The sequence below is a fragment of the Novosphingobium sp. PhB165 genome (genome assembly GCF_004341845.1).
Lineage (GTDB): Bacteria > Pseudomonadota > Alphaproteobacteria > Sphingomonadales > Sphingomonadaceae > Novosphingobium.
The window spans coordinates 483,276-501,566 of the sequence record NZ_SLVB01000002.1 but is presented as its reverse complement, the minus strand read 5'-3'; the positions used below and the strand labels follow the sequence as shown (position 1 = coordinate 501,566).

Annotated in this window: 16 protein-coding genes; 8 read left to right on the top strand and 8 right to left on the bottom strand. The window is 62.0% G+C overall.

Annotation, left to right across the window (positions count from 1 at the left end; genetic code table 11):
* Positions 1–47: 47 nt before the first annotated feature.
* Both EDF56_RS07730 and EDF56_RS07725 read right to left on the bottom strand, forming a co-directional pair.
* Positions 48–1,853 carry a tannase/feruloyl esterase family alpha/beta hydrolase gene (locus EDF56_RS07730; protein ID WP_243652457.1) on the bottom strand — a complete coding sequence of 602 codons (1,806 nt, stop codon included), beginning with the start codon at positions 1,851–1,853 and terminating at the stop codon, positions 48–50.
* A gap of 306 nt (positions 1,854–2,159) precedes the next feature.
* Entirely contained in the window at positions 2,160–2,834 is a 675-nt protein-coding gene (locus EDF56_RS07725; protein WP_243652488.1) for a TetR/AcrR family transcriptional regulator, read from the bottom strand.
* A 246-nt stretch (positions 2,835–3,080) separates the two neighbouring features.
* On the opposite strand from EDF56_RS07725, the gene EDF56_RS07720 reads away from it, so the two are divergent.
* The gene (locus EDF56_RS07720) at positions 3,081–4,616 is read left to right on the top strand and encodes a hypothetical protein (protein ID WP_165912131.1); all 1,536 of its coding nucleotides are present in this window, start codon (positions 3,081–3,083) and stop codon (positions 4,614–4,616) included.
* Positions 4,616–5,845 (top strand): alginate lyase family protein, encoded by a 1,230-nt coding sequence (locus tag EDF56_RS07715; RefSeq protein WP_132386151.1) that lies wholly within the window; start codon positions 4,616–4,618, stop codon positions 5,843–5,845. Before EDF56_RS07720 ends, EDF56_RS07715 begins: the two co-directional genes overlap by 1 nt.
* Positions 5,846–6,065: 220 nt before the next feature.
* On the opposite strand, the gene EDF56_RS07710 is transcribed toward EDF56_RS07715, so the two are convergent.
* From EDF56_RS07710 to EDF56_RS07700, 3 genes are all read right to left on the bottom strand, one after another.
* On the bottom strand, positions 6,066–6,677 hold the full coding sequence (locus tag EDF56_RS07710) for a TetR/AcrR family transcriptional regulator (protein ID WP_132386150.1): 612 nt from the start codon (positions 6,675–6,677) through the stop codon (positions 6,066–6,068).
* Positions 6,678–6,758: 81 nt separating this feature from the next.
* Positions 6,759–7,502: an alpha/beta hydrolase gene (locus tag EDF56_RS07705; protein ID WP_132386149.1), complete on the bottom strand. Its 744-nt coding sequence runs from the start codon at positions 7,500–7,502 to the stop codon at positions 6,759–6,761.
* A gap of 55 nt (positions 7,503–7,557) precedes the next feature.
* On the bottom strand, positions 7,558–8,427 hold the full coding sequence (locus tag EDF56_RS07700) for a LysR family transcriptional regulator (protein WP_132386148.1): 870 nt from the start codon (positions 8,425–8,427) through the stop codon (positions 7,558–7,560).
* A 93-nt stretch (positions 8,428–8,520) separates the two neighbouring features.
* On the opposite strand from EDF56_RS07700, the gene EDF56_RS07695 reads away from it, so the two are divergent.
* Genes EDF56_RS07695 through EDF56_RS07670 form a run of 6 tightly spaced genes read left to right on the top strand, consistent with a single transcriptional unit; the run spans position 8,521 to position 14,496 of the window.
* The gene (locus EDF56_RS07695) at positions 8,521–8,943 is read left to right on the top strand and encodes an EthD domain-containing protein (protein ID WP_132386147.1); all 423 of its coding nucleotides are present in this window, start codon (positions 8,521–8,523) and stop codon (positions 8,941–8,943) included.
* A 5-nt stretch (positions 8,944–8,948) separates the two neighbouring features.
* Positions 8,949–9,464: a nitroreductase/quinone reductase family protein gene (locus EDF56_RS07690; protein ID WP_132386146.1), complete on the top strand. Its 516-nt coding sequence runs from the start codon at positions 8,949–8,951 to the stop codon at positions 9,462–9,464.
* A gap of 6 nt (positions 9,465–9,470) precedes the next feature.
* Complete coding sequence (locus tag EDF56_RS07685; RefSeq protein ID WP_132386145.1) at positions 9,471–11,165, top strand: AMP-binding protein; 1,695 nt, start codon at positions 9,471–9,473, stop codon at positions 11,163–11,165.
* A gap of 43 nt (positions 11,166–11,208) precedes the next feature.
* On the top strand, positions 11,209–11,769 hold the full coding sequence (locus EDF56_RS07680) for a nuclear transport factor 2 family protein (RefSeq protein ID WP_132386144.1): 561 nt from the start codon (positions 11,209–11,211) through the stop codon (positions 11,767–11,769).
* On the top strand, positions 11,766–12,428 hold the full coding sequence (locus tag EDF56_RS07675; RefSeq protein WP_132386143.1) for a carboxymuconolactone decarboxylase family protein: 663 nt from the start codon (positions 11,766–11,768) through the stop codon (positions 12,426–12,428). The genes EDF56_RS07680 and EDF56_RS07675 overlap by 4 nt, the downstream gene beginning before the upstream one ends.
* Before the next feature lie 52 nt (positions 12,429–12,480).
* Positions 12,481–14,496 carry an alpha/beta hydrolase domain-containing protein gene (locus EDF56_RS07670; protein ID WP_132386142.1) on the top strand — a complete coding sequence of 672 codons (2,016 nt, stop codon included), beginning with the start codon at positions 12,481–12,483 and terminating at the stop codon, positions 14,494–14,496.
* Between the two features lie 30 nt (positions 14,497–14,526).
* Here EDF56_RS07670 and EDF56_RS07665 read toward each other — a convergent pair whose 3' ends face one another.
* Genes EDF56_RS07665 through EDF56_RS07655 form a run of 3 tightly spaced genes read right to left on the bottom strand, consistent with a single transcriptional unit; the run spans position 14,527 to position 18,288 of the window.
* Entirely contained in the window at positions 14,527–15,252 is a 726-nt protein-coding gene (locus tag EDF56_RS07665; RefSeq protein ID WP_279389703.1) for a TetR/AcrR family transcriptional regulator, read from the bottom strand.
* Positions 15,138–16,796 carry a carboxylesterase/lipase family protein gene (locus EDF56_RS07660; RefSeq protein ID WP_132386140.1) on the bottom strand — a complete coding sequence of 553 codons (1,659 nt, stop codon included), beginning with the start codon at positions 16,794–16,796 and terminating at the stop codon, positions 15,138–15,140. Before EDF56_RS07660 ends, EDF56_RS07665 begins: the two co-directional genes overlap by 115 nt.
* A gap of 22 nt (positions 16,797–16,818) precedes the next feature.
* Positions 16,819–18,288: a hypothetical protein gene (locus EDF56_RS07655; RefSeq protein ID WP_243652456.1), complete on the bottom strand. Its 1,470-nt coding sequence runs from the start codon at positions 18,286–18,288 to the stop codon at positions 16,819–16,821.
* Between the last annotated feature and the right edge of the window lie 3 nt (positions 18,289–18,291).

The window sequence follows — 18,291 nt, the reverse complement described above, 5'->3', positions numbered from 1 at the left end:
CAGACATTCACAGGCGCGCGCGTGTCACCACGCGCGCGCCATTGCATTCAGGTCCGTGGTATCGTCACGCCTGCCTGACGCCCGCTTTCGCCGACTCCAAGCATACGCCGGTCGTTCGCCGGGCATTCCCAGTTGTGACCGTCGTTGACGTCGCCCGTGCCTTTGTACCGCGCCATTTCGGGATACTTGCAAAGTGGCATTGTTCTGCCGGGCGCTTTGTCGAATTGCTTAACGCCGAAGCCGTTCACCGCGTAGTTCGTGGCCCAAAGCGCCTCGGGCGCCTGCCCCTGCTCGACCCATTTCTCCATCGCTCCCATCGCATCGAAGCTGTTGGGGCCTGCACCGCCCATGCTGCAATGCGGTGTGCCGGGAAGGCCGAACAGGCGCACGCTCTGTTGCAAACGGGCATAGCCGCCGTGGCGGGCCGCCAGCTTGTTGTAGAGATTGGTCGAAGCATAGGGCGTCAGGACATTGTCGGAAAGGTTGTGCCAGATCATCAGACGCGTTTTCGAGCGCATCAACGGGTCGAACCCTTCGACGAAATGACCGATCCCGGTTTGCGCCTTGCGGCGAAGCAGAGCGACCTCGGAACTGGGCACGACGATGTGATAGTTCGTGACCTGTCCATTGCCGCCACGCGCGAAGCTCACGACCGAACGCGAATGGAAATTCGGATCGTTGCCGTGAACGAAGACCTTCAGCATGGCATCGGCAAGCGGCCAATAGCCATTGCCGGCGACATCGCCATTGTCCGAACCCGGAAACGGTTCCAGCGCGGCAAGGTCGTCGGGACGCTTGGGAGTCTTGAAGGACATTCCCTGCATGTCGCTGACGGACAGCCCCGGCTGGACGATCTCGCCGTTTTCGTCGGTCACGGCGCTGATCAATGTGCTGACCGTCTCGGCCTGCTCCTTGGTGAAGCACTTTCCGCCGCTTTCACCGGGCTTGCATATCGGCAAGTCGCGCTCGGGCACGAAATTGCAGGCGGCCGGGTTCTGGATCAGACCATCCTCCACCCCGTCAAGCTTATCGCACTGGGCAGCCACGATGGGCGGGATCAATGCCGCCAGTTCCGCCGTGATCACTGCGCCCGGCGATCTCAGTGCGGCGACCGGAACACCTGCGAACTGGAACGCTGCTCCCGCCGCGTTGTAGGGTGAGCCTGAAATGATCCCGTCGAACGCCTGCGGGAACCGCGTGGCCGCAACGAGCGCGTCGCGCCCTCCGCCGGAACATCCATTAAAGTACGAATAGGCGATCGTCTGCGGCCGATTCCTCAGGGTGCCGTAGAAAGCCTTTGTGAAATTCTTGCCCAATTTGGAAAGCACCTCATCGGCGCGGTAGTAGAGATCGTCGATCGCATCTTGATCGATCTGCCCGGGACCCTTTGTGGCCCAGGTACCGCCGGCAAGGCCGGTGTGGCCTTCATCGGTCGCGAAGATCGCATAGCCTCTGTTGATCGCATCCATGGGCTTGCCCTGGCTGGTAATCACGATCGTGGGCATCGCCGGGTCGCTGACAAAGAACTGCCCGCAGTGGCCAGAGCATCCGACCTGCATGTATTTCCCGTTCCAGTTGGCCGGAAAAGTCGCCATGAAGTTGGCGGTCTTGCCGGTAGCCGGATTGGTCACGAAGCTGCCGACGGCCTGGCAGAACGCCGGCGATTCCCCGGCGGATGCGTGAAAGCGTGCGCCGCCCGGCACTGTCGCGCCATTGGGAATGGCCTTCACAGTTACGCCTTCGCCCAGCGCCGAGGCTACCTTCTGCATGGCCTGCGGCGTGCAGGCTGCGGCCAAGGCCTGATCGCTGATCATGGCTGCCGATGGCGCTGAAACCGCCGTGCCATTCGCCATGTCTCCGGTACTGCATCCCGTCAGCGCAAGTGCGCACGTGGCCACCATGATTTCCGGTATTCGCGATGTTTTCTGCATTCGAACCACCCTCCTCTCCCTGTTTCGGCACCGTTGCGCCGCAAGACTCGTCGGAGCTTACCGACTAATCGGTAGATAATTTACTCATGCGGGAGGTACAACGTTTTTATGCCGTTCGGTGCCGGGGAGGATTGCTCTTCGAAAGTTGGCAGCGACGACACTGCAAGCACGGCTGAAGCGAAACAACCTTTACATCGAAAGCCGATATTCAACCGGCCTCTGCGCCTGTCACCAAGCCACCTTGCCATTCAGGATTATGTCGACCGCATGGTCAAGGTGTTGGTCAACGACAGAAGCGCTCAGCCCTCCCGATTCCCCGAGATGGGTATGAACCGCGCCGATCATGCCCAGAAACAACTCGGCCAGCAGCCTTGGGTTTGCCGGCTTTACGCCGTCCTTTGGGCCGAATTCCGTGATGTCACGCTCAATGACATCGACCATTTGATTTTGCCGAATGTTCTGCATCTCTTCTGCAACAGAGCGAGCGCTTCCCCAACATTCGAGGATCAAGTTGCCAAACGCAACAACTTCCGGATCCTGACGCCACCGCGTCATCGACCGGGCGTAATGTCGCAGACGCTGCTCCAGCGTATCTCCGCGCGCGACCGCCCGGCTGTCGGAAATTGCAGACCAGGCGGCCACTCTGTCTTGCATGACGGCCCTTAGCAGCGCGACCTTGTCATCGTATCGTTGATAGAGAGTGGCTTTCGTCACTCCTGCCCGCCTTGCGATCCCGTCCATTGTCGTTGCGGCAAACCCGTCCGAGAGAAAACTGTGCTTGGCAGCTTCCAGCACGTTCCGATCGATGGATTCAGCACGCTCTCGGGACGGTCGGCCACGCGGGCGCGGGGCGATTTGCACGCTGTCCTGTCCAGCAGTTTTTCCGCGCTTTCCAACCGCCACTTTGTTCAATTCCCTTGACGCCGCTCACGCACGGCAATGCGCTTCTTGCCCGTGGCCGACGTCTGCGCAAGAGCACTGACATAAATCGAACCGTGAGTATATTAAATTGACGGGCGCACGGAACTGCGCAATGTGGACCCAACGAAGAGCACGCAGACGGCCGTGAACACCATCACGGGATCGCAACCATGGCGTGTATTTGGGAGATTTCTCATGAACTTATCGCTATCATCGCGGCGAGTCGCAATGACCGTTCTGATTGGCGTTGTCGGGACTACGGCTTCCTCGCTGATGGCGCAGCAGCCCGGGGTGTCCCCGGCGACTATGCAGAAAATCGGTGAGGTTGATAGTCGCTACCAAGCCTACAACCTGGATATGATTGCGATAACCGGCATGGCGAAAAAACCAGTCAAGCAGCAGGCGAGCGGAAGCGCTTCGTCGGATGGGGATGTCCACGTCGACACTGTCATGAGCGGTGTAAAGCTGGACCAGCCGCTTGACCTCTACAATCGCCGCCTGCGCATATTGGCAAGCGCGCTCGGCCCGGCCTACCTGCGCACCAGCGGCACATCTGCAAACACCGTCTATTTCCAGAATGACGACAAGCCCGCGCTGGCCGTGCCGCCGGCGGGGTACAATTCTGTTTTGACGCGGGCACAATGGAAAGGCGTCATCGACTTCGCTCATGCCGTTGACGCCAAGCTGCTGATGTCCTTCACCGTAAATTCGGCCGTTCGTGACAAGCAAGGCATCTGGACACCGCTACAGGCCAGACCGCTGGTGGAATATACCCACAGCATCGGCGGTGATGTCGACGCCGCCGAATTGTTCAATGAGCCTAATCTGCCAAATTACGGCGGCGCGCCCAAGCAGTACGACGCGGCCTGGTTCGCCCGCGATCAGGTCGCATTTCGGGCCTTCGCATCGCAGGCACTGCCGAAGATGAAAATCGTCGGCCCCGGCGACGTTGCCGTGGCCAATATACCACTACCCGGCAATCTTAATCCTGATCAGATGATGTCGGGAAATCCAACGCCCAAGTTCGATGTCATTTCATACCACTTCTATCCTGCAGTCGCACCGCGTTGCGCCCCATCCGACACCCCGGTGGGAACGAGCCCCGAACTGTCGATGACCGATGGTTGGTTCGCCCGGACCGAAAAGTCATTTCTCGATCACAAGGCGCTACGGGACCGTTATGCGCCAGGTGCGCCGATATGGAATACCGAGACCGCCGGTGCGGCTTGCAGCGGCGCACCGTGGAGCGCGACTTTCCTCGACACCTTCCGCTACGTCGATCAGCTGGGAAGACTCGCCAAGTTGGGCGCGAATATCGTGTTCCATCAAACACTGGTGGGCGGCAACTACGGCATGCTGGAACCAGAGACACTGACGCCGAGACCTAACTATTGGGCGGCTCTGCTCTGGAAGCGCCTGGTTGGATCAACAGTCCTGGATGCGGGAAATTCGGGCAAACCTGGCCTGCACATCTATGCGCATTGCGCGCCACAAGGCAAAGGCGCGGTAACACTCGTCGCGATTAATGCCAGCAATGCGGCGCAGCCGCTCCAGACAAACGGAAAAGCGCGGATCTACACGCTGACGGCGCCGGAACTGCAAGCCAAGTCCGTCCTGCTGAATGGCCACGCGCTTGAATTGGGGGCGGATGACAAGCTGCCCGATCTGCATCCGCGGGAGGCCGCCAGCGAAGCCGTAACACTGCCCGCTCTGAGCATAACCTTCATCCAGATTCCCGGCGCCGGCAACCGGGCGTGCCTTTGATGCGTCAAACCCCATTGGTGTGGAGCCGCTACTGGTTTGCAGCTCTTACCGCACGCTTTGCACCTGCGGCGCTCGCTGTGGCAGGGTTAATGGCCACCCCGGCATCCGTCAGTGCTCGGGCAGTCCTGCCTTCCCAAGCCATGGCGGTACCGGACTATGCCCTCCTTGGCCCGGATTTCGCCCGAGGCAAGGTGGGCGGTACCCTCAAACGCGCTATCCTCGACCGGGCACAGGTCTTTTTGACACGTAATCCACGGCCGGCGAAACACATCCGGATTGAAGGTGTGAGTTCCGGACAGGCGCAAGCGCCCGGAATTACAGGTCAGGTTTCAGACGCCCGCGATATTGCGGCCGCCAAGGCCAGTCTCGAAGACATGGACGTCATGTTCGATCTGGCGGTGGCGTGGCGGCTGACGGGTGATCGAGCCTATCTGCGCAAGGCCACGCAGTACATCGATGCCTGGGTGTCCACCTATACGCTCTCCTTCAATCCGATCGACGAGGGGCGTTTCGACAGAATGATACTCGCCTATGATCTTGTCGCACCCGACGCCTCTACGGCGATGCGCGTGAAAGTTAGCCTATTTTTGAAGCAGCTTGCGGCGGGCTATATCGAGGCCATGGAGAAAAGCGACGTTCCCATCAAACCGACGTTGACGAACAATTGGCAGAGCCATCGGATCAAGCTGGCAACCCTTGCAGCCTTTCAGCTCGGCGACGATGATCTGATCCGGCGCGCGCGCATGCTGTTCGAAATGCAAGTCGACGCCAATCTCCTGCCGGATGGTTCGACCATCGACTTTGCTCAGCGCGATGCGCTGCATTACGTGGATTTCAGCCTGTCATCCCAGCTCATGGCCGCTCTCGCTGCAAAAGCGCATGGGGAAGACTGGTACGGCTATCAAGGCAGAGAGGGCAGAAGCCTCCAACGAACGCTTGCCTGGCTCAGCGCCTTCGCCAGCGGCAAGCAGTCACATATCGAATTCGTGAAGTCCGTCGTACCCTTCGACCGGCAACGAGCGGAAGCAGGAAACCCTCTGTTCCGGAACGAGCCGTGGAAACCGGCGACCGCTGAGCGTGTCTATCTGATGGCAGCTTATCTCGATCCCGAATGGCGGACGATTGCCGCCGGACTGCATCGGACGGCGGCGGCGCAACCGGAGCTACGCAATGATGAGGACGGCGCAGTCGAATGGCTGCTCATGCTGGATGAAGGAACCAAGACGTAAGGTGCGGCGCGCAATGCGCCGCATTCCTTATGACGCAGGGCCTCCTTCAAAGGCCCTACCCTTCAACAGTCCTTCTGGACCGAAATCATTGCGACCTTAAACAAGCAGCGATTGGCGCAAGCCTTACATATCAGCCAATTGGCACGGCTTCACCAATCTGAGTGGCAAGCCCGCAAGCTGCTCAACCAAGTTGCGGTATGGGCAGCTGCAAACCAGCCTGTCACCTTTCGAATGGAACCAATGCGCGAATGGTGTTCTCCAGCGTGGCCCCCAAATCGAACGATTCCGGCTTATCATACCACCGGCGGGCTAGGCCGAATATCAGCGCGTAGCAGATGCGAGCCGTCTCTTCCGGATCCTCTGCCCAGGACTGCAGCAATTGGGCAAAGAGGGTTTCGGTTTCCTCGGCCCTTGCCAGGAACCAGTCATGCGCCGGATGGGCGGGATCCATGGCATCCGTCTGCAGGATGATGAGAAAGCGGCCAAGCTCGGGAATTTCCCGATAACGCTCGATAATCCGGCGCAGCAACCGCACCATTGCCAGGTAGGCATCTTTTCCGTTCCCGGAGGATTTTTTCGTGGCGGCCACGAGCGGCGCCACGATCACTTCCTCGCGGCGCTCGATCTCATCGATCAAGGCCATCAGGACGCCATCCTTGGAGCCGAAGTAATACAATAGCCCGGCGTTGGAGATCCCGCACTTGCTCGCCAGACCCTGGATGGTAAATCCGCGCGAGCCTATCTGACCGATCTGGCGGATTGCCTCGTCGATGATCTGCGCTCTGCGAACGGCAGCGTCTTCGCGCGTTCCTCTTTGATTCTTGGAAACCATGGAACTGCTGTACCGATCAGTTGGTAACGCGCGCAAGGCCCAACGCGCCGCCAATCCAACAAATCGGCATTCCCTGCCGCATTAGTGGCTGGCCACCATTTCTTGCCGCAAAATCTCCGCGAGACCATGCGGCCTCGTATTCATCGCCTGATGCCCAGCATCGATCCGCACGATCCTATCGGCTGCGAAGCGTTCGGCGAACCGCTCCTGCCAACGAACCGGCAATATGCCATCGACGAGGCAGACGACGTATGTCGCCGGCACTATACCATGATGATCGTATCGCCATGACGTGTATTCGTACGTCGACAAAGGCCATGTGTCGGCACCCAAGTTCGCCAGAAACGTCGATCTTTGGGCCTCATCCATGTCGTTGCAGAACATCTGAGGATAGCGATCCGCGGGGTTTTCGGTCTTTGGATCGAAAGGCCAGCCGACTTCGTCGGGATTGGTGCCCTGAATTCCGGAGCCCATCAGCGCACGAACGCTCCGGCCTGGTAGAGGTATGGAGCACGAGACATAGACCGCGCGCCGAAACAGGTCAGGACGCCGGGCCAGCATCAGCGACATGACCTGACCGCCTTGTGAATGACCGACCAGCAACGGCCGCTTCAGACCGGCAGCGATGATATCGGCGATCATCTCCTCCGCCACGTCATCAAGGCTAACTTCGGCGGTAACCCGGCCCCGCTTGGTGCCGCAGCCCGGGGCATCGAGAGCCACGGTCCTGCAACCGCCGGACTGCAGATTGAGGGCGGCGATGGTCTCCCCCCACACCCATCCGCCTTGCCCGCCGCCGTGGACGAACGCGATCTCGATATCCATGCACGCTTCCATCTCTGTTCTTGTTATCGGCTATGGGTCGGATCAGGCCGAGGCATCATGCCGCCAGATAGCCGCGTATCGCGGCCAGTGCCCTTGCCGCAAGCGGCGAATGGACCCTCCCCTTGAGGCGCCCTGCGAAGATTGCGGTAGGGGGCAGCGGCAATCCGTCGATGACGATCTCCACCAGTCGGCCATCGCGCAGTTCTTCGGCTATGAAAGCCTGCGAACAGATGCAGACTAGCTCCGTGGCCATCACCGCATCGCGCAGGATATGGTAATTGTCGCAGACCATGCGCGATCGGCTCGGGATCGGGGGGCCCACCGGATCTTCGACCGAACTGGCCCAGGGATAGTCCGCCAGATCGGCAAGTTGCAGATTTTTTCGGCCCGTCAGGGGATGACCTTGTCGGACCACACAGGCGGGCCGCGCATCGCCAACTCGTTCCAGTTCGATTTCCCCGGCGTCGGCAACGTGCGGGCCGGGGAAGAAAATCATTTCGACTTCGTTGTTGGCAAGGGCCTCGACCAGTTCCTCACCCGGGCGGACCATGACGCGAAGCTGCGTATCGCTGGTGCCGAAGAAGTCGCCGGTGAAGCGGGGGACCAGCTCGCTGGCCAGCAGCGGCGCCATTCCCATCGACAGTCGCCCCCCGCGCCCGCCCGCCAGAAGGCCCATGTTGCTTTCGAAGACCCGCAGTCCCTCAAGCAGGGGACGCGCCTGTTCCAGCACCTGAAGCCCTGCCGCCGTGGGCTCGACGCCGTGGCCCACACGGTTGAAGATCGCGAAGCCGTAGCGTTCCTCGATCGTCGCGATGCTGCGGCTCAGCGCCGGCTGGCTGAGATTGAGTTCCATCGCCGCGCGCGAGAAGCTTCCGCAGCGCGCTACGGAAACCAGATGCTGAAGCTTGCCGAGCGATAGGTCCATAAACAATCCGCATGGAGATACACGAATTCAGCATTAGACCTCATACCCCGCTTGCCGCAATGCTCATGCCATAACGACAAGTGGGGATGCCCGATGTTCAAACAGATCTGCTTCTTCCGGAAGCGGCCCGACATGTCGATGGACGCCTTCCTCGACTATTACGAAAACCAGCATTCGCAGCTTGCGAAGAAGATGGGCGCGAAGCCCGCGCTCCCGAACGCGGTACGCTATGTCCGCCGCTATCTCACGCCCGAGCGCAATCCCGTAACGGGCGAAATTCATGATCCGGGTTATGACTGTCTGATGGAAATCTGGTGGAACAGCCGCGAGGATTTCGAAGCCTCGCAGCGCATCATTTCCGATCCCGCGCGTCTGCCGATGACCATGGAGGATGAGCGCCGCCTGTTCGCCAGCCATGCCAATCCGGTCTGCTCGGTGATCGATTACGATTCCCCAATGGGTCCGCATGGCGAGGCGACACATGTCGTGCTTCGCCATGGCGATGAAGCGGAGTAAAGCGGATGAGTGACGAAAGCATGCAGGTGATCCGCGAAGCCCGGCGCGACTGGGTGAGCGAGCACCGTGAGATGTATCTCTCCTCCGGCGGCGTTCAGGGCCACATCATGGACATCACGGCCGTGGGCGGCCGTGCCTTCGCCACGCATTGCCTGGTCAAGTACACCGGCCGCAAGAGCGGCAAGATCTTCATCACGCCGCTGTGCTACGCCGATATCGGCGGCGAAGTGGTGATCTGCGCGTCCAAGGGCGGCGCCGATCATCATCCGGCCTGGTATCTCAATATCGTCGACCAGCCCGAAATCGAATTCCAGATCGCGACGCAGGCATTCCGGGGCACCTGGCGAGAGCCCGAAGGCGCCGAGCGCGAGAAGGTCTGGTCCTTCTTCATCGACTGCCATCCCTTCTACGAGACCTACCAGAGATCGACGAGCCGGGTGCTTCCGCTGGTCATGTTCAAGGCGGCCGAGGAAATTCCGGTCTTTCGCGCCGAAGACGCCACCGGCATCCGGACGACCTGACCGGCCATGACCCACGTTTACGCGAAACGCGATACTGCGGGACTGTCTTACGCGCACGGCATTCCGCTCGCCGAGGAAGCCGGATGCGGCGCGCTGACGCTGGGCGCCTATCTGCGCGAAGTCATGGAGCGTCACGGCCCCGCCGAAGCCGCCGTGATCCACCTTGACGGCGCCGCGGTGCGCTGGACCTATGACGACCTGTGGGCGCGCGCCAACGAAGTCGCGCGCGCACTCAAGGCTTGCGGCGTCGGCAAGGGCACGCGGGTTGGCCTGCTGATGACGAACCGACTGGAGTTCCTCTCCTGCCTGTTCGGCACCGCGCTGGCAGGCGGCATCGCCACGACCATCAGCACATTCTTCACCGCGCCGGAACTCGGCGCCGTGTTGGAGGCGTCGTGCTGCTCGGTCCTGCTGCTTGAGCGTCATGTCCTCAAAAAGGACTTCGCCGCGATGCTGGGCGAACTGGAGCCGTCCATCGGGGGAAGCGCGCCGGGCGCCCTGCTCTCTGCCCGGTTCCCCTTCCTGACGCATATCGCGCGCATCGATGGCGACGAAGGCAGTGGCGCCGTCGAAGGCTGGTCTTCGTTCCTTGCCCGTGGCGACGGTGTTCCCGATGCCGTGATCGAGGCCTGCGCGGCAGCCGTCCTGCCAAGCGATCCGGGCGCCCTGTTCTTCTCTTCCGGATCGACCGGCAAGGCGAAAGGCATTCTCTCCGCACATCGTGCGATCTGCCTGCAACTCTGGCGCTGGAAGACATGGTACGGGATCGATGAGCCGCCGCGGACGTGGTCCGCGAACGGGTTCTTCTTCTCGGGCAATTTCACCATGGCGCTGGGGGGAACGCTGTCTTCGGGCGGCTGCCTGCTGCTCCAGCGCTGGTTCGATCCCGAAGCGGCGCTGGCGCTGATCCAGGCGGAAAAAGCGACGATGCTGCTCGCCTGGCCGCATCAGTGGCCGCAGCTTGAGGCCGTGCCCGGCTATACGGAGGCGGATCTTTCAGCCCTGCGCTACCTGGACGGCGCCTTCCCGCTCGCCAATCACCCGACGGTTTCGGCCAACTGGACCGAACCGCGCGCCTACGGCAGCACCGAGACGTTCACGCTGATCTCGGTCTTTCCAGCCGGTACGCCGGAAAGCGACGCTGCGGGCAGTCATGGACGCCCGACCGCAGGATCGACGATCCGCATCGTCGATCCGATGACCGGCTCCGCCGTGCCGCTTGGCGAACGCGGCGAAATCGCCGTGAAGGGACCAACGCTGATGCTGGGCTATCTTGGCGTCCCGCTGGACGATACGCTGGATGACGAAGGCTTCTTCCACACGGGAGACGGTGGCTGGCTGGACGCTGAGGGCCGTCTGTTCTGGGAGGGCCGGCTCAACGACATCATCAAGACGGGCGGCGCCAACGTTTCACCGCTGGAGATCGACGCGGTGCTGCGCGACTGTCCAGGGGTGAAGATCGCACAGACGGTGGGTTTGCCCGACGCGCTGCTGGGCGAACTCGTGGTCAGCTGCGTGGTGCCGCTGGAAGGCGCGGCGCCCTCCCCCGAACAGATCCGCGCCTATGCCCGCGAGCGGCTTGCGAGTTTCAAGGTCCCGCGCATGGTCCTGTTTTTCGCCGAAGACGAACTCAAGACCACCGGAAGCGCCAAGATCAAGACGGCCGACCTTCGCCAGCTGGCGGCCAGCCGGCTCGTGTGAGGCGAGTTGGGCAGACAATATATTCGAATTGGGAGAGCATATTATGAGCCTGGAACAGGAACTCGCGGAATTGAAGGCGACTGTCGTCTATCTCAAGGACCGACAGGACATTCTTGATTGCATCCAGCGCGAGAGCCGCGCGCGCGACCGGCAGGATGTCGAGCAGATCGCCGGCTGCTGGTGGGAAGACGGTGTGGACGAGCACGGCCCGAGCGTCACGTTCGCTCCGGACTATCCGGAAAAGGCCAACAAGGGCCACTACACGAATTTCAACATGACCAGCCACAACATCACCAACCACATCTGCGAGTTGGAAGGCGATGTGGCGCACTGCGAATCCTACGTGATCGGCGGCCTCTACTGGCTTGATGGCAAGAGTACGACCATCGCCATCGGCCGCTATCTCGACCGGCTGGAAAAGCGAAACGGCGAATGGCGCATCGTCGTGCGCCGCTGCACTATCGAGGCGAGCGCGGATTGCGACGGCACCTGGGTTCACTCCAAGAATGTGCAAGGCTTCCTCAAGGGCCTGTGGAGCAAGGAGGATCCTTCTTACGAGCGGCCCTACGAGTGGAAGCCCCGCGAAGAAGGAGTCCGCTGGTGAGCGATACGCAGACAGTGGCCATCAATCCGCAGACGCTTGAACGCATTCGTGCCCGGGAGGCCGAAATCCTCGGAAAACCGCCGCGCGTCGAGACAGTGGATCGCATGGCGCGCGCCGACGAGATCATCGAGGCCACCGATCGCCTGCGCGCCTCGCTGTTCGGCAACGTCCCTTCGCTCTCGATCGAGCAGGTTCCCCAGATCATGGTGACAATGATGCCGTTCGGCACATTGTGGGAACGGATCATGGGGCTGTCCATGACGGTCATGGGCCCGGCAAGCCGCCTTGCGAAGCGCGACCAGAAGCTGGCGATCCTGCGCACCGGCTGGCTGCTGCAGGCGCCTTACGAATTCGGCGAGCACGTCCATCAATCGAAAGCGCTGGGCATGACCAGCGAGGAGATAGAGCGGATCACGTCGGAAGGCTCGGCATCGCCGCTCTGGAGCGACCACGAACGTGCCATTCTACGCTGTGCCGAGCAGTTGCACGCCAATGCCGCAGTCGACGACGAGACCTGGGAGGTGCTTTCGCGCAGTCTGGACGCCCAGCAGATCTTTGAGCTGATTGTGCTGATCGGCCAGTTCACGCTGGTCGCCTATTTCCAGAATGCGCTGCGGCTTCCGCTGGAAGCCGGCAATCCGGGGCTCGCAGCCCGCTGATTATCGCTGCCGCGCCCGACCTACCGAACTATACAGGACTACGGAGACACCCATGGCGCTGACACGCCTCGTCATCGAACACAGCGAGCCCTATGCGGGTGGCCACTCCTGGGGCGAGGCCGGCCCATACGAACGCCTGACCGGCACGGCATGGTTCGAAGTCGATCCCGCCGACCCGCGCAATGCCGTGATCGTCAATCTCGATCGCGCTCCGCGGACCGCGAGCGGCAAAGTCGCCTTCCGTGCCCCGGTAATCTTGCTCAAGCCCGTGGACATGGGGCGAGGCAACGGCAAGATCTTCCACGACATCAACAATCGCGGCAATACCGACCTCGGGCCGGTCGATGACGCGTCGAAGGTCAACGGGCAGGTCGCGCAGCAGCTCCGCATGGGTTTCGTGCTTGTCGATGCGGGCTGGCACGGCGACGGCATTCCCAATCCAGTGCAGCTCTTCCCCGAGTTTCCAGTCGCCACGCAGGCCGACGGTTCCCCGATCATCGCCAATGTCCGTCTGGAATTCTCGGTCCCGGTACCGATGCTGAGCCAGCCCTTCGCCCCTTTCTGGCGCGCTTACGAGACCGCGGATACCGACACTTCGGCCTCAAGCCTCGTCATGCGCGAGCGGGCAGGCGGAGCGCCGGTCCCGGTGCCCGCCGACAGATGGGCCTTCGGGACGTGCAACGACGGTCTGGAGAGCCTGACGCCCTCCACCACCGACATCACGCTGTTCGACGGCTTCAGCCCGGACCGGCTCTATGAACTGATCTGTCCGGCCAGGAATCCGATTGTCATGGGGCTGGCCTATGCGGTGACGCGCGACCTTGCCGCATTTCTGCGCTCGGCCGCAGCCGACGGCGAGGGCACGCCCAATCCATTGGGCTTCTCACCCCAGCGCCCTGCGCGCCGCTCCTATGCCTATGGCGCCTCCTCGACCGGCATGTATTTGCGCGAATTCCTCTATCTCGGCTTCAATGAGGACGAGGCCGGCGGAAAGGTCTTCGACGGCGTGTTCATCAACACCGGAGGGGCCAATCGCCTCTTTGCCAATGTCGAATTCGCGCACCCCACATTCTATGCCGCGCAGGACGGCCATGCCGACTATCTTTCCAACGCCCAGTCGCCCTTCACATTCGGACCCTCGCTCGATCCGCTGACCGGCCGGACCGATGGCATCCTGAAGCGTCCCGCGACCGATCCTCTGGTGATCGAGGCTGTCGATGAGAACAGCTTCTGGACATGGAAGAACTCCCTCCAGGTCGTCGATGGGCACGGCAACGCCATTGCTCAAGCCGACAACGTGCGGCTCTATTTCAAGGCGGGTTCCGGCCATCTCGGCATCCATGGACTGCTGAGCCCGCCGGTGACGCCAAATGGTTTCATGGGCGAAGCCCGCTACCCGGCGCAGGCCCTCGATGCACCAGCCTTCAACCCGCAAGCCATCGAGCGTTCGCTGCCCGGTCTTGGCGGCGCGCTGGTGGTCGTTCTCGACGAATGGGCGGACCGGGGAATTGCGCCGCCGTCCAGTACCTTCCCGACGATCGAAAACGGCGGGCTGGTTACGATCGAGGAATACCAGGCGCTGTTCCCGGACATACCGGATTTCCAGCCGCCCACCGTCATCGCCGGTCTGGATCTGCTGGATTTCGGACCGGAGTTTGGCCCGCAAGGCGGACGCCTCACCACGCTTCCGCCGCGCCATGGTGAGAGCTACCGCCTCTTCGTCCCGCGCCCGGACGCGGACGGCATCGCAGTGGGGGACCTCCGCCCGATGGAAGCGGCGGTTCCGCTGGGCACCAATGTCGGCTGGAACTTGCGCCGCGAAGGATGCCGCGGCGGCGACCTCTGCGGACTGGAAGGATCGTACCTGCCGTTCGCCCGAACGCGCGAAGAGCGACTTGCCGCAGGCGACCCCCGTCTTTCACTGGAAGAGCGCTACGGCGACCACGCGGGCTTCGTCTCTGCTATCCGCAAGGCCGCGCAGGAACGCGTTGAAGCCCGCTTCATGCTCGAAATGGACGCCCGAGCATGGATCGAAGCGGCCGAGGATTCCGATGTCCTGAGGGAATGACGGCACACGCGTTCCCTCCAACGCGCATAGTCAGGGCTGAGCCAGTCTGCCTCGCGACAGCAGGGGTTCCAGAACCTTGTCCCACTCGGCGACGACGTCGAATTCCCTGCCCTGCCGCAACCATTGCTGAGCAAGGCCCTGCATGACCGCCAGAACGTGGCGGCTGTTCGAGGCCGGCTCGGCAACATAGGGCGTCAGCAGTTTCTCCAAGAGTTCGAGCGTCATTTGCTCGCGCTTTTTGAACCAGTCGTGCGCGACATGCCCCGTTTCCAGAGACTCGGCCTGCAACAGCAGCACGAAGCGGGTAATCACCGGGTCCGCCACCGACCGGCGAACCATCTCCCGCATCAGCGTGACGATCGATTGCCAGGCCATGGCCGAATGGTCCTGCGCATGTTCGAAAGCCTTTATCAGGGGCTCGGCTGCCGCTCTTTCGCTTGTCTCGAGGGTGTCGAGCACTCCCAGCAGCAGGTCTTCCTTCGAATGGAAGTAATAAAGAAGACCCGCGCCGGACATCCCGCAGCGATCCGCAAGACCATGGACCGTCAAGCCGTGAAAGCCGAGTTCGGCGAACATGGCGATTGCCTCTTTCAGGATCGCATTTCTCCGCTCCTGAGGCTTCCAGCGATCCTTCGATTTCGTCACGCACGGCCTCTGGCGACCGGATCGCGTGCGACAGGGTCCGGATCGTTGACGACACGGGTGGAAACGTCGAAGATCATGTTGGGACGTGTCCGGCTGTCGTAGCGCGGCCATGCCAACCGGCTTCCTGCCGGATTGCCGTTTTTCGCAAAATCTAGCCATGCCGTCATCATAAGGTCAGACAGGCTATCGACCTCCGGTCCCTCGCCAATGAACTGGACAGGGACTTTCGTGCCGAACACCAGCGGCACTTCGGTTCCATGCGGACTGCGCAGCACACGGCCCGCCACGCGCGGCTCGTAATCGACGCGGTAGAGGTAGACGGGCGCAGCGTTTTGCGCTGACTTCCGCTCTGCCATTACGATCGAATCCGAACGGAACAGGCGGTCCGTCATCATGGACGACACCAGATAGCTGGGATCGTCATGAGGATAGGCCGCGCGATAGGCGGCGAAGGCAGCCGCGCCGCGATCGCCCATGACTGCGGCGAACCGCTCCCGGGCATGCTCTTCGCTCATGGCGCCGAGCTCGGGGTCACCTGCCATGAAGAGAGTGGCCTCGTCCTTTGCGGACCCCACCATCAGCGGGATATTCCGGCTGAACGCAGTCGCCGCCGGGTCGAACGGGTCGGCCGGGATCGAGCGTCCGTCCACCATCGGCGCAAGCGTCCCTGCCGCCAGCCCGGTCCCGGCCGAAGGCAGGCGCACTGCGGACGCAGCGGCAATGATCTTCTGGCGATCGATTGTCTGCATGGTGTGCACGTCGGCCTTGGAAATTCCCAGCCGGGCAATCGTCTGCTCGGCGATCTCCTGTGCATCCGACTTCGAGACCAGCGAGACGATCGGCCCGCTCATCGCGATCGCCTTGTGGAACAGGCCCTGAGCCGGCGCCATGCCCAACAGGGTCGAGACCTTGGCCCCACCGCCGCTCTGTCCGAAGATCGTCACGTTATCCGGATCGCCCCCGAAGGCGGCGATATTATCGTGCACCCATTGCAGCGCGAGCACAATGTCGAGCATGCCGACATTGCCGCTATCGGCAAAATCCTCATGCAAGCCGCCAAGATAAAGATAACCCATCGCATTCAGACGATGGTTGAGCGAAACGAACACGACATCGCCGCGCCGGACGAGTTCGCTTCCGTCCGTCATCGGATCGAGGCCCGATCCCATCGCAAATGCGCCGCCGTGGAGCCAGACCATGACTGGCCGCTTTCGCGTGGGCGCAGCATCGGGCGTGATGACATTGAGGACGAGACAATCCTCGCTCTCGCCAAGCTGGGCATTGGTCAGATTGGCGACCGCCATCATCACCGGAAGGCCCGGGGCATGGGGATCAACCTTACCCATGATTCCGGGCAAGGTGATCATGCCCTGCGGCGCCTTGTGGCCGAGGGTATTACACGCGCGCACGCCGCTCCACGGCGATACTGCCTGCGCCGGCTGAAAACGCCGCAGGGAAGTGTCGCCTCCATAGGGGATACCGAGGAAACGCGAGACTCCGCCGGCGCGGGCTCCCGTCACTTTCCCCGATGTCGTTTCCACCACGCCCGTAGCGGTCGGTTCGCCCGCATCGGCCATACCCGGCAGGGTCATGGCCGCCGCGCCTGCCAGCGCGGTGCCCAGCACTTTTCTTCGGTCCCATGCGCCATGGTCCATGTCAGTATGCTCCCCTTCCCGGTCATCGTGCGCGGCGCGGCACCGCCAGCCCCAGCGACTTGCGCAGTTCCGGCTTGAGTTCGATCACGTAGAACCCGCTCGCATTGCAGGCGAACCAGATCTGGCCGCTCTCACCCACGTAGCGGACGTGGGACATGCAGGGGTCGCCAGGCTTGAAATAGGCGATCTCACGCGGATCGGCCGGATTGCGCAAGTCCACGATCCGAAGGCCCGCGTACATGAACGGGAACAGGCCCAGCCGGGTATTGTCGGCGTCGTCAACATCCTGGAAGTGCGTGGCGGCCGTCCCGACGCGTCCCACGATACCTCCGGTGGCTTTTTCCATTGTGCTGGGCGTTGGGCAGTTCTCCTGCCGGTTCATCGCGAGCCGGAACTCGCCAACGATCTTGGGATTTTTCTCGTCGGCAATGGAAGTGATGCGCGGCCATGCGCCCGGGCAGGCGCCCAGTTCACCGGCATTCACGATATAGGGAACACCGCCAATCCGCGCGCGAGCCGGCGAATGCCAGCCGGCGTGAGCAGCCGCTCCGATCAGCCGCAGCTTGGGATCGGCCCGGCCTTGTGCAAAGTCGCTGTTGTCGAAGATGAACAGGCCGCCCGCATCCTGACCGACCGCTGCCGGTGACGGAACGCCGGGCTTGGGGTTGCGGAATTCGTGCTCCGCATCCGCGCCCTGCGATGTCGTGACACCCACATAGATGCGCGAGGCATCGGGGCTGAAGACAAGCTCATGCGGCGCGAACGGGAAGCTGGTACCGTCGGGGCGCGTTGCTTCGAATTTGCCGACGAACCTTGGGCTGGACGGGTTGGAAATGTCCATGATCTGGATGCCGCCAGCCCCCGTGAAGGGATTGAGCACGGTTCCATAAACGAACCGGCCGTCCGGCGAGATCGTGATCGTGTGCACCGGCTCCGGCCACTTGATCTCGGACTTCAGTTTGGGATCGGCACATGCATGAACATCGTAGATCGAAAGCCAGCCCTCGTCGGGACCGCCCATCCCGGAAACCCCGCCGTAGGTGCTTGCCGCCAGGATCGCATGATCCTTGGTCGTGGATGCATTCAGGGTTTCCGTCGCGTAGATGGCGCCCTTGTCTTGCAGATACCGCACGGTCTTGGGCGCTGCGGGATTGCTCACGTCGATCACTGCGACCCCGGATGTCGCATCGACGGGAAGCTTGAGCAGCTGTCCGTCCGGTTTGATCGTCATGCCCGAGGCGACGTAAGCGCAGGCGCCCGACCAGGCCATGGCAAGATTACCCGTCCGACCGCCAATGTCCGAATGACCGACGACATTCACGCCGCTCGAGTACGGTGTGGCAAGCACTTTGCCCGCTTCGGCCTCGACAGTCTCCCCCTGCTTGCCCGGCTCAGGGCGGTCCGCCGTCGCTGCAACAGCTTGGGAGACCGGCAGCGAGATCGCCGCACATCCGACCAGAAGGACAGAGCCGAGCGCCTTCAGTGTCATCATCGA

Coding starts and splice junctions, on each gene's coding strand:
- EDF56_RS07690 (WP_132386146.1), top strand. CDS start 8,949: ATGAGTGACGAAAGCATGCAGGTGATCCGCGAAGCCCGGCGCGACTGG.
- EDF56_RS07660 (WP_132386140.1), bottom strand. CDS start 16,796: ATGGACCATGGCGCATGGGACCGAAGAAAAGTGCTGGGCACCGCGCTG.
- EDF56_RS07700 (WP_132386148.1), bottom strand. CDS start 8,427: ATGGACCTATCGCTCGGCAAGCTTCAGCATCTGGTTTCCGTAGCGCGC.
- EDF56_RS07710 (WP_132386150.1), bottom strand. CDS start 6,677: ATGGTTTCCAAGAATCAAAGAGGAACGCGCGAAGACGCTGCCGTTCGC.
- EDF56_RS07720 (WP_165912131.1), top strand. CDS start 3,081: ATGACCGTTCTGATTGGCGTTGTCGGGACTACGGCTTCCTCGCTGATG.
- EDF56_RS07715 (WP_132386151.1), top strand. CDS start 4,616: ATGCGTCAAACCCCATTGGTGTGGAGCCGCTACTGGTTTGCAGCTCTT.
- EDF56_RS07665 (WP_279389703.1), bottom strand. CDS start 15,252: ATGGCCGCGCTACGACAGCCGGACACGTCCCAACATGATCTTCGACGT.
- EDF56_RS07705 (WP_132386149.1), bottom strand. CDS start 7,502: ATGGATATCGAGATCGCGTTCGTCCACGGCGGCGGGCAAGGCGGATGG.
- EDF56_RS07670 (WP_132386142.1), top strand. CDS start 12,481: ATGGCGCTGACACGCCTCGTCATCGAACACAGCGAGCCCTATGCGGGT.
- EDF56_RS07655 (WP_243652456.1), bottom strand. CDS start 18,288: ATGATGACACTGAAGGCGCTCGGCTCTGTCCTTCTGGTCGGATGTGCG.
- EDF56_RS07685 (WP_132386145.1), top strand. CDS start 9,471: ATGACCCACGTTTACGCGAAACGCGATACTGCGGGACTGTCTTACGCG.
- EDF56_RS07730 (WP_243652457.1), bottom strand. CDS start 1,853: ATGGCGAATGGCACGGCGGTTTCAGCGCCATCGGCAGCCATGATCAGC.
- EDF56_RS07695 (WP_132386147.1), top strand. CDS start 8,521: ATGTTCAAACAGATCTGCTTCTTCCGGAAGCGGCCCGACATGTCGATG.
- EDF56_RS07680 (WP_132386144.1), top strand. CDS start 11,209: ATGAGCCTGGAACAGGAACTCGCGGAATTGAAGGCGACTGTCGTCTAT.